Origin of the sequence: Mucilaginibacter sp. CSA2-8R, from assembly GCF_038806765.1 — a bacterium.
In the GTDB taxonomy this organism is placed as follows: Bacteria; Bacteroidota; Bacteroidia; order Sphingobacteriales; family Sphingobacteriaceae; genus Mucilaginibacter.
Genome location: NZ_CP152389.1, coordinates 5,068,798 through 5,083,575, shown reverse-complemented (window position 1 = coordinate 5,083,575; position 14,778 = coordinate 5,068,798). Strand labels below are relative to the sequence as shown.

General features: G+C 43.4%; 15 protein-coding genes. 11 read left to right on the top strand and 4 right to left on the bottom strand.

The features are described 5' to 3' along the window. Positions 1 to 136: 136 nt before the first annotated feature. Complete coding sequence (locus tag AAGR14_RS21630; protein WP_342646324.1) at positions 137 to 604, bottom strand: DUF4293 domain-containing protein; 468 nt, start codon at positions 602 to 604, stop codon at positions 137 to 139. Positions 605 to 690: 86 nt separating this feature from the next. Between AAGR14_RS21630 and truA the strand changes: the two genes are divergently transcribed. Together truA and AAGR14_RS21620 are read left to right on the top strand one after the other, a co-directional pair. Continuing rightward, positions 691 to 1,497, top strand: a complete 807-nt coding sequence (gene truA / locus AAGR14_RS21625; protein WP_342646323.1) for a tRNA pseudouridine(38-40) synthase TruA — start codon at positions 691 to 693, stop codon at positions 1,495 to 1,497. Between the two features lie 95 nt (positions 1,498 to 1,592). Next, complete coding sequence (locus AAGR14_RS21620) at positions 1,593 to 3,392, top strand: ABC transporter ATP-binding protein (RefSeq protein ID WP_342646322.1); 1,800 nt, start codon at positions 1,593 to 1,595, stop codon at positions 3,390 to 3,392. Between the two features lie 152 nt (positions 3,393 to 3,544). Here AAGR14_RS21620 and AAGR14_RS21615 read toward each other — a convergent pair whose 3' ends face one another. Beyond that, complete coding sequence (locus AAGR14_RS21615) at positions 3,545 to 3,784, bottom strand: hypothetical protein (protein ID WP_342646321.1); 240 nt, start codon at positions 3,782 to 3,784, stop codon at positions 3,545 to 3,547. A 191-nt stretch (positions 3,785 to 3,975) separates the two neighbouring features. Between AAGR14_RS21615 and AAGR14_RS21610 the strand changes: the two genes are divergently transcribed. The 9 genes from AAGR14_RS21610 (at position 3,976) to AAGR14_RS21570 (ending at position 10,415) form a co-directional block, all read left to right on the top strand. Further along, positions 3,976 to 4,854 (top strand): permease-like cell division protein FtsX, encoded by an 879-nt coding sequence (locus tag AAGR14_RS21610; protein WP_342646320.1) that lies wholly within the window; start codon positions 3,976 to 3,978, stop codon positions 4,852 to 4,854. Between the two features lie 8 nt (positions 4,855 to 4,862). Beyond that, the gene (locus AAGR14_RS21605) at positions 4,863 to 5,135 is read left to right on the top strand and encodes a DUF3098 domain-containing protein (RefSeq protein ID WP_342646319.1); all 273 of its coding nucleotides are present in this window, start codon (positions 4,863 to 4,865) and stop codon (positions 5,133 to 5,135) included. After that, complete coding sequence (locus AAGR14_RS21600) at positions 5,132 to 5,926, top strand: undecaprenyl-diphosphate phosphatase (protein WP_342646318.1); 795 nt, start codon at positions 5,132 to 5,134, stop codon at positions 5,924 to 5,926. Before AAGR14_RS21605 ends, AAGR14_RS21600 begins: the two co-directional genes overlap by 4 nt. Positions 5,927 to 6,042: 116 nt before the next feature. Further along, entirely contained in the window at positions 6,043 to 6,804 is a 762-nt protein-coding gene (gene truB / locus AAGR14_RS21595) for a tRNA pseudouridine(55) synthase TruB (protein WP_342646317.1), read from the top strand. Next, entirely contained in the window at positions 6,801 to 7,730 is a 930-nt protein-coding gene (locus AAGR14_RS21590) for a bifunctional riboflavin kinase/FAD synthetase (protein WP_342646316.1), read from the top strand. The genes truB and AAGR14_RS21590 overlap by 4 nt, the downstream gene beginning before the upstream one ends. Before the next feature lie 137 nt (positions 7,731 to 7,867). Next, a complete protein-coding gene (locus tag AAGR14_RS21585; RefSeq protein WP_342646315.1) occupies positions 7,868 to 8,902 on the top strand; it encodes a DUF2157 domain-containing protein in 1,035 nt (344 codons plus the stop codon). 114 nt (positions 8,903 to 9,016) lie between these two features. After that, entirely contained in the window at positions 9,017 to 9,337 is a 321-nt protein-coding gene (locus AAGR14_RS21580) for a hypothetical protein (RefSeq protein WP_342646314.1), read from the top strand. Between the two features lie 81 nt (positions 9,338 to 9,418). Beyond that, positions 9,419 to 9,877 (top strand): tail fiber domain-containing protein, encoded by a 459-nt coding sequence (locus tag AAGR14_RS21575; protein ID WP_342646313.1) that lies wholly within the window; start codon positions 9,419 to 9,421, stop codon positions 9,875 to 9,877. A 79-nt stretch (positions 9,878 to 9,956) separates the two neighbouring features. Further along, positions 9,957 to 10,415, top strand: a complete 459-nt coding sequence (locus tag AAGR14_RS21570) for a nuclear transport factor 2 family protein (protein WP_342646312.1) — start codon at positions 9,957 to 9,959, stop codon at positions 10,413 to 10,415. A gap of 90 nt (positions 10,416 to 10,505) precedes the next feature. Here the strand turns inward: AAGR14_RS21570 and AAGR14_RS21565 are convergent, their stop codons facing one another. After that, the gene (locus tag AAGR14_RS21565; RefSeq protein ID WP_342646311.1) at positions 10,506 to 12,374 is read right to left on the bottom strand and encodes a CocE/NonD family hydrolase; all 1,869 of its coding nucleotides are present in this window, start codon (positions 12,372 to 12,374) and stop codon (positions 10,506 to 10,508) included. Positions 12,375 to 13,039: 665 nt separating this feature from the next. Further along, entirely contained in the window at positions 13,040 to 14,722 is a 1,683-nt protein-coding gene (gene ettA, locus AAGR14_RS21560) for an energy-dependent translational throttle protein EttA (RefSeq protein ID WP_342646310.1), read from the bottom strand. Between the last annotated feature and the right edge of the window lie 56 nt (positions 14,723 to 14,778).

Below are 14,778 nucleotides of genomic sequence, written 5' to 3'. Positions count from 1 at the left end.
GCTAAAACTTAACGGCAATTGCAGCCGGCAAAAGTGAGCAGTTGTAACGAACTATATAACTTTTAAAATTCTTATAAGAAATAAAAACGCCATGCATGGCTGCATGGCGTTTAGCTAATATAATTAAAATTAAATGTTAGCGAAGTCTGTCGGCCGAGCGCACCAGTGCATCATCTCGTTTTATCGCCTTTATAGCCAAAAAAATAAGCAGTATGGCAATAGGTGGTAAAAATAAACCCACTCCAAAGTTGTTGGTGCCTAAGTTTATGCCGCCGGTTGCTTTTTTTACCGTTTGTGCCAGCCAAAAGCTATGGCCTATAATTACCAGTACTGCACTGTAGCAAAGTGTTACCTGTTGCTTACGATTGCGAAACATAAATACAGCAGCCAAAGGAATTAACGCAACCAATGCAGTAACCACAGTAAGTGCTACAAAGCTTTGTATATGGCTTTGAGCACCGTTAATATCCTGAAACAAGCCAGTTACTTTGATGCTGGTTGGGATACCGTTGAGATATACATTGTTGGCTATAGTAACCACATAAAGAGCAAAAATAGCCAGGCTGGCCAAAAAAAGATATACACTTTGTACACGTTGTATCATAACTGATAATAATAGTGCTGCAAATATAAAATTGTTTGCCTAAATAATGACGTAACCTTGTGTAGGCGTTTCTTAACTTTGCTGCTGTGGCTTTACAACGTTATTTTTTAGAATTAGCTTATGACGGTACCCGTTACCATGGCTGGCAGTTACAACCTAACGCCATCACAGTACAACAAAAGCTAAACGAAGCCCTGGCTATTTTATTAAGGCAGCCGGTAGAAACTACAGGTGCCGGCCGCACCGACACGGGCGTGCATGCCCGGCAGTTGTTTGTGCATATTGATGTGCAGGTATCTCAAATCCCCCAGCTCCCTGAAGGGGTCCCAGGAGTTGATTTGCAGGCGGAACAGGATTTAGTAAAAAAACCCAAACTTAGGCTGGAGGCTTTGAATGCGTTGTTGCCGCATGATATTGCAGTGAAGCGGATTGTGCCGGTACATACTGATGCTCATGCCCGTTTTGATGCTACTTTGCGGTCTTACGAGTATCATCTGCATTTTTTGAAGGATCCGTTTAAGCAAAACTATTCGTGGCTTATTAAAGGCAGGCTGGATGTTATGGCCATGAATGCAGCAGCCGCCATTTTGCTGGAGTATAATGATTTTAGCTGTTTTAGCAAATCAAACACGCAGGTGTTTACTAATAACTGTAAAATTAGTCGTGCCGAGTGGATAGATCATGGTGATAGCCTGGTGTTTCATATCTCGGCCGACCGTTTTTTGCGTAACATGGTGAGGGCTATCGTGGGGACCTGTATAATGGTAGGTCGGCACGAAATTGCGCCTGAACGAATCAGGCAAATTATTGAAAGCAAGAACCGTAGTAATGCAGGCACTTCGGTTCCGGCGTGCGGATTGTATTTAACCCAAGTAAAATATCCGTATTTGTAATTTTGCTGTTGAATTAAATTATTGCAATGAAAAATCAGATCAGTGTTGTTGAAGGGGATGCCTCTTGTAGCAACAATACAGTGTAAAGATAAACTATGTCTCAGGTAACCGGAAAAGCGATTGATTGGAAATTACTGCTGCGCATTATGCAGTATGTAAAGCCTTACAACCGTACGTTTGTAATTGCTGCTCTTTTAACCATTTTTTTAGCGGTCATCACTTTGGCGCAACCTATATTAATGGAAATAGGGTTAGACAAATACATTCTGGCCGGTAATTACAATGGCCTGGTGATGATTGTAGGGCTGATGGTGAGCTTGCTGGCTGTACAAACCGCTGCCCAGTACTATCAAACTTATTTAACCAATGCCTTGGGGCAGTCGGTTATCCGCGATTTACGCATCCATGTATTTCAACACATTATGAGCTTGCGGCTGCGGTACTTTGATCGCACACCAATAGGTATGCTCATTACTCGTACCGTGTCTGACCTGGAAACGATTGCCGATATATTTTCGGAAGGGTTGATCTCTATCGCCGGCGATTTACTGCTGGTGGTTTCTATTGTGGTGTATATGATGATACAAGACTGGAAACTGTCGCTCATTACACTAATTCCTTTGCCTTTTTTGCTGGCTGCCACTTATATTTTTAAAGAAGCTATCAAGTCTTCTTTTCAGGATGTGCGTACCCATGTGGCTCAGCTCAATACTTTTTTGCAGGAACATATTTCGGGCATCAGCATCATCCAATATTTCTCGCGCGAGGCGCAGGAGATGCGCAAGTTTAAAGCGGTTAACGAGAAATATCGCGATGCCAACATCCGCTCCAACTGGTATTACTCTATCTTTTTTCCGGTGGTCGAAATTTTTGTGGCTGCTTCTATCGGTTTGCTGGTTTGGTATGGCTGCAAGCGCATTTTGAGCGATCAGCAACTGGCCTCTATCACGGCCGATCGGCAGGGAATTACACCGGGCAAAATACTGGCTTTTATTACGTTACTTAACCTGCTTTTCAGGCCCATCAGGCAATTGGCCGACAAATTTAATACCCTGCAGATGGGTATGGTAGGTGCCGACCGTATTTTTAAAGTGCTGGATACTGACGAGGTGGCACCTAACACCGGTACCATACAAGCAGGTATGCTACGCGGGCAAATTGAGTTTAAAAACGTTTGGTTTGCCTATATTGATGATAACTGGGTACTCAAAAATATCAGCTTTACCGTACAGCCTGGTGAAACGCTGGCTTTAGTGGGCGCTACCGGTGCCGGAAAATCATCTACCATCAATATCCTGAACCGTTTTTACGAGATTGGCCAGGGCAGTGTACAAATTGACGGCGTTGATTTGCAGCAATACGAACTGCGTTACCTGCGCTCGCAGATTGCTACGGTAATACAGGATGTATTTTTGTTTTCTGACACCATTGCCAATAATATTAGCTTGAACAATCCGGCTATTACCCCTGCTCAAGTGGTAGAAGCAGCAAAAAATGTTGGCGCACATGAGTTTATTGAACGATTACCCGGTGGCTACGATTATAATGTAATGGAACGCGGTGCCACGCTTTCGGCAGGGCAGGCGCAGCTAATTTCGTTTGTGCGGGCTTTGGTTTATAATCCGGCTATATTAGTGCTTGATGAGGCAACTTCTTCGGTAGATACTGAAACCGAGATTCTCATTCAAAATGCCATCGACCGCTTGATGGAGGGGCGTACGGCCATTGTGATTGCCCACCGCTTATCTACCATACAGAAAGCCGACAAAATCATTGTGCTTGATCACGGCGAAATCAAAGAAATGGGCTCTCACCAGGAACTATTACGCATCGAGGGCGGCTACTACCGTAAACTTTATGACTTACAGTTTAACTCTGCTGGTATTGAGCGCTGATTTTGGAGTATAGAGTTTTTTTGAAGTATAGAATATAGAGTCAAGAATACAGACTAAGAATTTTCGTTTTTAGTTCTTAAAATAAAGACACACTGGATTGCTGTATTTTTTCTCAATTCCTGACTCTATATTCTTGAATCTAATCCCCACTGTTATCTCACCGGCGGGTTGTCCTTCTCCGGGTCCTGGAACTCGTCGGGCGGTGTTTTGATAGGCTTAACCGGTTCTTCGTCTTCTTCGTGCTTTTTAGCTACGTTGCCAAAATCTGCATTATCCTGGTTGTATTGCTCGTCTTCTTGTTTCTTTACTGCTTTGTTGCCGTTATCGTCAGGTCTTTCCGTCGGTGTATCAGAAGGCGATGGTTTTTGATGTGAGTTTGCTGGTGTAGTCATACCTTTTGTTTTATGGGTAACAGTAGTTTACTAACCTTTGTTTATGTATATGCAATAAGGGTTAATAAACAGGCGTAGTAGTTAAATATTGTTAAAAGCGCTTTAGGCAGTAACATATAAATCACATTTATCAACAACAAAGTTTTACCTTTAAGCAGTGTTTGTTAATTTCGCAACCCAACAGGTACGATATGGAAGAATTTGAAGCAAGTACGGCCGCCAAAAAAACAAAAGCCATTTATATTTCAACGGTTTTTGGAATTGCTATGGTGTTGCTGATGGTGGGTATGCTGGGGCTTATTTTGGTACATGCCAACAATTTGTCGCGCTATATTAAAGAAAATATGGTGGTAAATGTGTTTGTAGACGAGGGTGCCCGCGAAACCGACGTGTTGCAGTTTCAGCGCGAACTGGATAACAACCGTTACGTAAAACGCACCCAGTATGTGAGTAAAGAGCTGGCAGCCCGTAACCTGCAAAAAGACCTGGGCGAAGATTTTGTGAAATTTTTGGGTGTAAACCCGCTATCGCAATCCATCGACGTATATATGAAGGCTGATTATGCCAACAATGCCGACCTGACTCGCTTTGCCACCGACCTGCGAAAAAATCCGTTAGTTAAAGAGGTAAAGTATCAGCAATCGCTGGTAGAGCAGATGAATAAGAATTTAACGGCCATCAGCTTAGTTATACTGGCCTTTGCCAGCATCTTTGTGGTTGTTTCGGTGGCCCTAATCAACAATACCATCAGGCTGGCTATTTACTCGCAACGCTTTTTAATTAAATCAATGCAATTAGTTGGGGCCACTAAAGCCTTTATACGTAAGCCCTTTTTGCTGTATGGTATATGGCATGGTTTACTGGGTGCTTTAATTGCTATTATTTTACTGGTAGGTATTTTATACTTGGCTTACCGGCAAATTCCTGATTTGGTGGTACTGCAAAATCCGTTTGAGTTTGTGGTGGTGTTTTTAGGACTGACAGCCCTGGGCATATTTATAGCCGGCTTCAGTACCTTCCTGGCCGTGAACCGCTTTTTACGATTAAAAATATATCAACTTTACAGATAACGATATTTATGGCACAAAAACAAGATAAGCCTTACGTAAGCAGACCCATACTGTCTGCTACGGAAGCTAAGCAGCAAACCCCGGTGAGGTTTGTATTTGGAAAAGCTAATTACCAGTTACTGGCCCTTAGTGTACTGATTGTAGCTATCGGCTTTGTTATCATGTCGGGCACTACCGATATTTACAGCAACACTAAAATTGTAGTAGCGCCGCTGGTGGTACTGGCTGGTTTTGGATTAGGCTTTTACGCCATCATGAAAAAAACAGCGCCCGAGGCATGAACCTGATCCATGCTATTATCCTGGCCATTATTGAGGGCCTGACAGAGTTTTTGCCGGTATCATCCACCGGCCACATGATTATCGCTTCATCGGCAATGGGTATTGCCAATAATGATTTTGTTAAGCTATTTACCGTTGCTATCCAGTTAGGTGCTATCTTATCGGTTGTAGTGCTGTATTTCAAGCGCTTTTTCCGGTCCGTCGAGTTTTACATTAAGCTGGTGGTTGCCTTTATTCCTGCTGCTATATTCGGTTTGCTTTTCAGCAAAAAGATTGATCAGCTGCTTGAAAGTGCGCTTACCGTAGGTATTACTTTGTTTGTAGGTGGCATTATCCTGTTATTTGTTGATAAGTGGTTCAATAACCCTAAAATTGATAACGAAGATGAGGTAGACTACTTGACAGCGTTAAAAATCGGTTTTTTTCAGTGTATCGCCATGATTCCAGGCACATCGCGTTCGGCAGCTACTATTGTGGGTGGTATGACGCAAAAGTTAAGCCGTAAGGCCGCTGCCGAGTTTTCATTCTTTTTAGCGGTGCCTACTATGTTTGCCGCTACGGCAAAAAAACTGCTCGACTTTTACAAAGAAGGCCATGCCATTACCGGCGAAGAAATAAAGTTACTGGCTATTGGTAACGTAATAGCTTTTATAGTAGCCTTACTGGCTATCCGCAGCTTCATTACTTTTTTACAGCGTAAAGGGTTTGTACTGTTTGGCTGGTACCGCATTATTGTGGGTGCCATTATTATTGGCTTATACATGACTGGGCATAACCTGGAAATGATATAAAACTGACCTGGTAATATATTATGATTTGAGGCTTGTCTTGTAAAAAGACGGGCCTTTTTGGTTAATTAACAAATCTTGGCACTATTCGTTACCTTTGTGCCTTTATTGAGTACACGTTGAACGATTTACACGCTAAACATAAAGACTTTGATTTTGCAGCCGGCGAACTGCTGTTAATTAATAAGCCTTACCGCTGGACCAGCTTTGATATCGTAGGCAAGGTGCGCAACGCATTTAAGCCGCTTAAACTTAAAGTAGGCCATGCCGGTACCCTCGACCCGCTGGCTACCGGTTTGCTCATTGTATGCACCGGCAAAATGACCAAGCAGATTGACAGCTTTCAGGCCGAAGAGAAAGAATACACCGGCACCATGGTATTGGGAGCGACCACGCCCTCGTACGACATGGAAACCGAGCCCGACGAAACTTTCGATATTACTCACTTGAATGAGCAATACTTAAAAGAGGCCTGCGCACAATTCATTGGCGAAATACAACAATATCCGCCAGCGCATTCTGCCATCAAAATTAACGGCGAACGCCTGTACGAAAAGGCACGGCGCGGCGAAGATGTTGAATTAAGATTGCGCACCATCACCATAACCGAATTTGAACTGACTCGTATCGAACTCCCGGAAGTTGACTTTAGGGTAGTATGCAGTAAGGGTACTTATATACGTTCGTTGGTTCATGATTTTGGTAAATACGTTAATAGCGGAGCATACCTGTCAAGACTGCGTCGTACCCGAAGCGGTAATTTTAAGGTAGCAGATGCCTGGGAAGTGATGGAATTGGTTGGTTTGATTAGAGGGTTGAAGGAAAAACAATCCCAGCAGGAAGTCCTCCCTACCGGGGAGGATTTAGGAGGGGCTTTATGAAAATCTACAACCACATCGACGATTTTCAGCGGCTTGATAACGCTGTAGTTACCATTGGTACCTTTGATGGGGTACACCAGGGGCACCGGCAGATTATTGCCCGCCTTAAAGAGTTAGCCCGGCAAACCGGTGGCGAAACGGTGATTCTTACTTTTTTCCCGCATCCACGGATGATTATTCATCCCGAAGACCAGGATTTAAAACTCATTACCACCATACACGAGCGTGCAGCCTTGTTGGAGCAGTTGGGTGTTGACCATTTAATTATCACGCCTTTTTCGCGCGATTTTTCAAACCAGTCTGCCGAGGCTTATATCAGGGACGTTTTAGTCAATAAAATAGGTACCCGCCAAATCATCATCGGCTACGACCACCGGTTTGGAAAAGACCGGCAGGGTGGTTTGTCTGATTTACAACAAGCGGCACCGGTTTACGGCTTTGAGGTCATCGAAATACCTGCACAGGATATTGACCATGTGGCCGTTAGTTCCACCCGCATACGCGAAGCTTTGTTGAAGGCCGACATTGAACAGGCTAACAACTTTTTGGGTTATCCCTTTTTTATTACCGGCAAGGTTATACGCGGCAACCAGATAGGCCGGCAAATTGGTTACCCAACAGCAAATTTGCTGGTAGAAGAAAATTACAAGCTCATTCCGGCCGATGGTATCTTCGCAGTTACCGTGCAATTAAACGACGAAGTGTTTCAGGGCATGGCCTACATCGGCCACCGGCCAACTATTAACGGCATGACGCGTAACATCGAGGTAAATATATTTGATTTTAACCGGGATATTTACCACCAGGTGCTGCAAATGAACTTTATCCATTTTGTGCGGTATGATGTAAAGTTTTCATCTTTAGACGGGTTAAAAGACCAATTAGCCCAGGATAGGTTAAATGTGCTGGCGCTTTTAAACAACTAAGTTACTATTAGAAGTACCCGTAAATTGCTTTTAAGCTAATCGGTCAGTTTTAATATTCTGAGATTGTTTATACATTAGGCTTTTATACGCAGGGAAATTAGAGTCTGCTCATCCTTGTCGGCGAACAATAAATAGCAATGAAGCTTAATCTCGATAAACAGGAAAGTGAATTTTTGAACCGGGTGATTGCGCACTGGGAAAAGGAAAATATGCTTTCTGCAGAACAGGCGCAAACCCTGCGCAATTCGGCCGAGGTGAAGGGCTTTGATTGGATGCGTCTGGCAAAATACTCTTTTTGGGTAGCTCTGGTGTGCGGTGCTATTGCTGTTGGGTCACTCATCATTAGCGATAAAGTAATTAATTGGATAAAAAGCCTGTATTATACACCCGATATCTTTATAAGTGTAGGGGCTGGGCTGTTGGCTTCTGGTGCGTTTTACCTGGGCCGTTACCGCCAAAAACGGTACCCGGAGCGGGTGTTTAGTAATGAGGCTACCATTTTTACAGGCATCTTGTTTACAGCCTGCTGTATAGCATACCTGGGTAAGGCGTTTGATAACGGTTCAGGCCATTACTCTTTATTGTTTCTCTTATCAGTTTTTGTATATGGCTTTTTAGGGTGGAAACTTAACTCGCGCCTTATCTGGCTGTTTGCGCTGGTGTCATTAGGCAGCTGGTTTGGTACCGAAACCGGTTATCAAACCAAGTGGAGTTATTACTTTTTGGGAATGAACTATCCGTTACGGTTTGTGCTTTTCGGGCTGGTGCTTTTAGCCGCCTGTTACATTTTAAAAGGCAGAAAATGGATAGCCCAGTTTTGGGAGCTTACTTATGTAGTGGGTTTACTTTACTTGTTTGTCTCACTATGGTTGATGAGTATTTTTGGCAACTACGGGCAATTAGAGGATTGGCTGCAGGTAAAACAAATTAGCCTTTATTATTGGGGACTCATTGCTATGGCTGTAGCAGCCGGCTTTACTTTTTACGGGCTAAAAACCAAAGATGCCATTGCCCGCGAATTTGGAATTACCTTTGTACTCATTTTTATCTACACCAAATATTTTGAGTATTTGTGGAGCCATATTCCGTACACCCTTTTCTTTGCCATACTGGCCGCGTCATTCTGGTTAATTGGGCGACGGGCAGAGCGCATCTGGAATTTAAATACCTGAAATAACGGCATAGTTTATGTTGCTTAAACTGTATGGAGTAGACAATGCTGCCCTGTGTAATTTTCAGCAATTTAATTTTCAAAGTCGTACTTTTGTAACTGAAAAGGTGTTAAAGTGAAAACCGTTATTTTCAAATATATCATAACCATTTGTTTGCTGCTGAGCATATCAGAGAGTAATGGTATACCTGTGATCAGCGGTTTCTTTAATCAAACCAGCCAAAGCAAGCCAACTGACAATGGTTGTGCCGAAAGCCCCACCGACCAGGCAGAGCTTATTAAAGCCGAATCGATTAAGGATTATTTGCATCAAACCTTTGCTTTCTATTTTCATTCTCCGGTATTTATTATACCTGTAAAGCATTATGTTTTGCCGGATTTAGGCATGCGGATGTCCTTTTATCCTGATGTGCTTACGCCTCCCCCTAACTGTTAAGCCAACTTACAACTGCTATTACTTAATTTATTGCAGGGTGATACTTTACCCTGTTTACCTATTTACATCAAATTTTATATCATGAAAACTCCAAATTATATAGCACTGCTTTTTGCAGTGGTTTTATTTAGCGTTACTGCTAAAGCTCAAACTACCGTATCAGAAAACGAATTGAAAACCAATGTTACGCCCTTAACCAGTTCGTTAAGCTATGTTAATCGCTTACAGCCAATCTCTTTTCAGTACAATACACAAATGGCTAAAGGTGCCAAATTACCGGGCGGGACTCAATACGGTTTTAACACCGCTAACATGCAGTCAGTATTGCCAGCCGTAGTTAGAACCGAAAGCGTAATGTACCCTGCCGGTAAAAACCAGTACCGCTCGGTCGATGTAACCAAAGTAGATATGCAAAGCCTGGTACCGGTATTATTGGGCGCTATACAAGAGCAGCAACAGCAAATAGAAATGCTGAAAGCCGAAGTACAGTCGCTAAAACAAAGCCGCGCAACCAATACATCTGCTGCTTTAGGGCAATAATATAAAGACAGATTTTATAATGAGAGCCTTGCCTAACCGGCAGGGCTTTTCTTATTTTAGGATGATTAAAGATCTAAAAATGAAAAAATCAATTCTGCTGATATTATTCGCTTTGTTTACCCCGGCAGTATTTGCCCAGTCGGGTGAGCAGGAGGCTGTTAAAAAGGTGGTAAATAATCTGTTTACTGCCATGCGCACCAACGATACCGTTTCACTTAAATCGGTTTTTGCGCCGGATATGGTTTTGCAAAGCGTGATGAATAAGCGCGACGGCAATGTAGGTTTGGTTACCGAAAAAGCGGTTGCTTTTATTAAATCGGTAGGCACACCACACAAAGAGGTTTACGACGAACGCATCGTCATTACCGATGTGAAAATTGATGGTCCACTGGCGAGTGTTTGGGCGCCGTACAAGTTTTATATAGGCAATACCTTCAGCCATTGTGGTGTTGACGTATTTCAGTTAATGAAAACAGCTGAAGGCTGGAAAATTATTTACATTGTTGACACCCGGCGTAAGGATAATTGTGTAGAGTAAATTCACCGCAATACATCAACAAAAAAGGCGCATGGATTAAACGGCTTGCTGCTTAATCTATGCGCCTTTGGTTTTATTAAATGCTGACGGCTATTTTAACACTTCTACATCAACATAGCTGTCGTTGAAAACGGTATGGGTGGCTTTAATGTAATCAGCCTCTGTTGCTTTGTAAGGGTTGGGTACAAACTTTTGAGGGTTACGGGCAAACAGCGGAAAGGCAGTGCTTTGTACCTGCACCATAATGCGGTGCCCTTTTTTAAAGGTGTGCAGCACATCTTGCAATTTTACATCTACGCTGGCTTTTTGGTTAGGTACAAAAGCTTCTGGTTTTTCAAAGCTGTTGCGGAAACGGCCCGGCATAATTTCCGAACGTACCATTTGCTGGTAATTGCTCAGTATGATGTTTTTATTAGGCATGTAGGCATGATTCGGCTCATCTGGCGGGTACACATCAATCAGTTTAACTATCCAGTCGGCATCGGTACCGGTAGTTGCCACTTTTAAATGCGCCATAATTTCGCCGCCTAAAGTTACCTCGTTTTGCAGTACATCAGTCTGGAATACCAGTACATCCGGACGGCGACCGGCAAAGCGCTGGTCCTCGCTCATGTAATTGTGAGGCGTAAAGCCCATGGTAGTGGTATTATCTTCAGTGTACGGAACCGGTTTTAACGGGTCGCTGATAAACGAAGTTGAGGCGGCAGCTGTAGGCTGACTCATGGGCAGCTTGCCATCTGCTCCCAAAAATAATTTTTGGTGTGATGCCGTAGCTACAGGCCATTGGCTAAAAGTTTCCCATTCTTTTTTGCCGGTATTGTACATGTAAGCTTTTGGCAAATCAGTGTTTTTGTCGCCTTTACCTTTCAAAAAGTGGTTGAAAAATTTAGCCTCGATATTCTTTTGGTAAAATGTAGCAATGCTATCGCCAAAGTATACATTGCTATGCAGGGTATGCCCCGTCTCGCGCGACCAGCGCCCGTGGCCGAAAGGCCCCATTACGATAGTGTTGTAAGCCGATGGATCTTTCTGATTAATGGTCTTGAAAATAGCCAGCGGGCCACGTAAGTCCTCGGCATCGTACCAGCCGCCTACCAGCATTACGGCAGGCAGTACCTTTTTGTAGTGGCGCAGTAAATCGCGTTTTTGCCAAAACTCGTCGTAATTAGGGTGGTTCACAGTTTCCTGCCAGTAAAAGTTATCTTTATAATACTTGTCTGCGTTGCTTAAAGGGCCCATGTCCAGTAAAAACTGGTAGCCGTCGCGGGTATTGGTTTTGATGTTCTGGTCGGCATACCATGCTTTAGAAGTGGTATCTTTTTTCTGCACGCCAAAAACCGGATAAGTAAAAAAGTACGACTCCAGCAATGCGCCGTTATGATGAAAATCATCAAACCAAAAATCGGATATTGGTGCCTGCGGTGATGAAGCTTTTAAAGCCGGGTGATTAGCCAATATGCCGGCTGCCGTATAAAAGCCCGGATAAGAGATACCCCACTGCCCTACACGGCCGTTGTTATAAGGAGCATTTTTTACCAGCCAGTCAACAGTATCGTAAGTATCAGAGCCTTCGTCTACATCTTTTTTGCTCTTTTTATTATCAATCACCGGTGTCATGTTGGTCCAGTTGCCTTCGCTTTTCCAGCGGCCCCGTACGTCCTGGTATACCACAATATAACCTTCTTTCATCATCAGTTCTGACGGGCCTAAGCGAGCGGGATATTTATCAGCACCGTAGGGCGCTACGCTGTAGCAGGTGCGCTGCATAATAACAGGATACTTTTTTTGCGCAGAGGCATCTTTGGGGGTATAAATGGAGGTAAAAAGTTTTACACCATCGCGCATGGTGATGTATACCTCTTTTTTGGTGTAATGCTCTTTGGCGTAATCGCTTTGCTGTGCAAAAACAAAAGTGTTTGCCATAACAAAAGCCAGTATAAAGCAGGCAAGTTTTTTCATGAAATACAGTTAATAGTTTCGAAGCCTAATTTACAAAGCAATACCGACTTACCAAGATTTCAATTGTTTTATTAAGAAACTGTTAACGGGTTTTAGGCAGGCAAACAAATTACCACTACAGGATATGTAATTTATAGGTATGCACCTTATACCATGCCGAAAAAAGCGGCTGACGTTTTAATGTTTACTCCGAACAGGATATGGACATTTTTAGGGTAAGTAAATAAGGCGTAAATAATTACGCCGAACTGATGCTGTCCTAAAATAGCCAATAAGTATTTTATTGTAGAGGTAGCCTGCACATTAACATCTTTAGCTAAGCTGTAAAATGGTAAGTTTGTATTGCAAAATAGCTTTTAAAATTATGTTATTGTCTGTTCTGTTAATGAGCCAAACATCATGGGTAACGGTAGTACTTTGCTGCATTATTGGTGTAATGCTTTTTTTACGAATTATTAAATTCTGGCTTAAGCTGATACTGATTATCGCCCTTATATTTTTTATCGGCAGATGTTACTTCAGCAAAAAATCGCCTCGCCGCTCTGCTTTCAACCATACAGAACTTGTTAGCCCGTTTGCGGTTTAACAGCATTATTAAATAAAAAAGGCGGCTAACCGGTAAGTACAATTACCGGTTAGCCGCCAGGTTGCAAACTAACTAAACTTTAGTTTACCAGTTTTTTGTATTTGATACGCTTAGGGGCAACATCTCCCAGGCGCTTTTTGCGGTTCTCTTCGTATTCGCTATAGTTACCTTCAAAAAAGTATACTTGCGAGTCGCCTTCAAAAGCCAGAATGTGGGTACAGATGCGGTCCAGGAACCAGCGGTCGTGACTGATAATTACTGCACAACCACCAAAGTTATCTAATGCTTCTTCCAACGCCCGTAACGTATTTACGTCAATATCGTTGGTGGGCTCATCCAGTAACAATACGTTCGATCCTTTTTTCAGTGTGATAGCCAGGTGTACCCGGTTGCGCTCTCCGCCTGATAGTACCTCTACCTTTTTTTGCTGGTCGCCACCGTTAAAGTTGAATTTTGATACATACGCACGGGAGTTTATGGGACGGTTACCTAATAAGATGGATTCCTGCCCATCGGTTATGTTTTCCCAAACCGACTTGTCGGCTTTTAAATCATCGTGCATCTGGTCAACATAACCTAACTTAACCGTTTCACCAACACGGAAGGTGCCGGCATCAGGCTGATCTTGCCCGGTTATTAATCGGAACAGGGTAGTTTTACCCGCTCCGTTGGGGCCAATAATGCCCACAATACCCGCTGGTGGTAAAGAAAAGCTTAAGTTTTCAAACAACACTTTGTCGCCGTAGGCTTTGGTTACGTTATTTACCTCAATCACCACATTACCCAAACGCGGGCCCGGTGGTATAAAGAGCTCCAATTTATCTTCGCGTTCTTTGGTTTCTTCGGATGCCAGTTTTTCGTAGTTGGCAATACGTGCTTTACCCTTAGCATGGCGTGCTTTGGGGGCCATGCGCACCCATTCCAGCTCGCGCTCTAAAGTTTTCTGGCGTTTGCTTTCGGTTTTTTCTTCCTGAGCCAGGCGTTTAGCTTTTTGATCTAACCAGCTCGAGTAATTACCTTTCCAAGGGATGCCCTCACCGCGGTCAAGTTCCAGTATCCATCCTGCCACGTTATCCAGGAAGTAACGGTCGTGGGTAACAGCAATTACGGTACCTTTATACTGTTTTAAGTGCTGCTCCAGCCAGTCAATACTCTCGGCATCCAGGTGGTTGGTAGGCTCATCCAGTAACAATACATCCGGCTCTTGCAATAATAGGCGGCACATGGCCACGCGGCGGCGTTCACCTCCGGACAGTACACCAATTTTGGTTTCCGGGTCAGGGCAACGCAAGGCATCCATGGCGCGTTCCAGTTTGGTATCCAGTTCCCAGGCGTTTACCGCATCAATTTTATCCTGCAGTTCGCCCTGGCGCGCCATCAGTTTATCCATGGCGTCAGCATCTTCATAATACTCAGGTAAACCAAATTTTTCGTTGATTTCTTCATATTCTTTTAAGATGCCGGTAATTTCAGCAACACCTTCTTCAACTACTTCGCGTACGGTTTTATCCGGATCAAGCTGGGGCTCCTGCGCCAGGTAACCTACCGAATAGCCCGGCGAGAAGACCACTTCGCCCTGGAAAGATTTGTCTAGCCCGGCAATGATTTTAAGCAGTGATGACTTACCCGAGCCGTTTAAGCCGATAACGCCAATTTTAGCGCCATAGAAAAACGACAGGTAAATGTTTTTAAGCACTTGTTTTTGAGGCGGGTAAATCTTGCTTACCCCTGCCATCGAGAATATTATTTTTTCGTCGGCCATTGTAAATTTAAAAAGGCAAATATCTATTAATTGAGTTACTTACAGCAACTTTACCA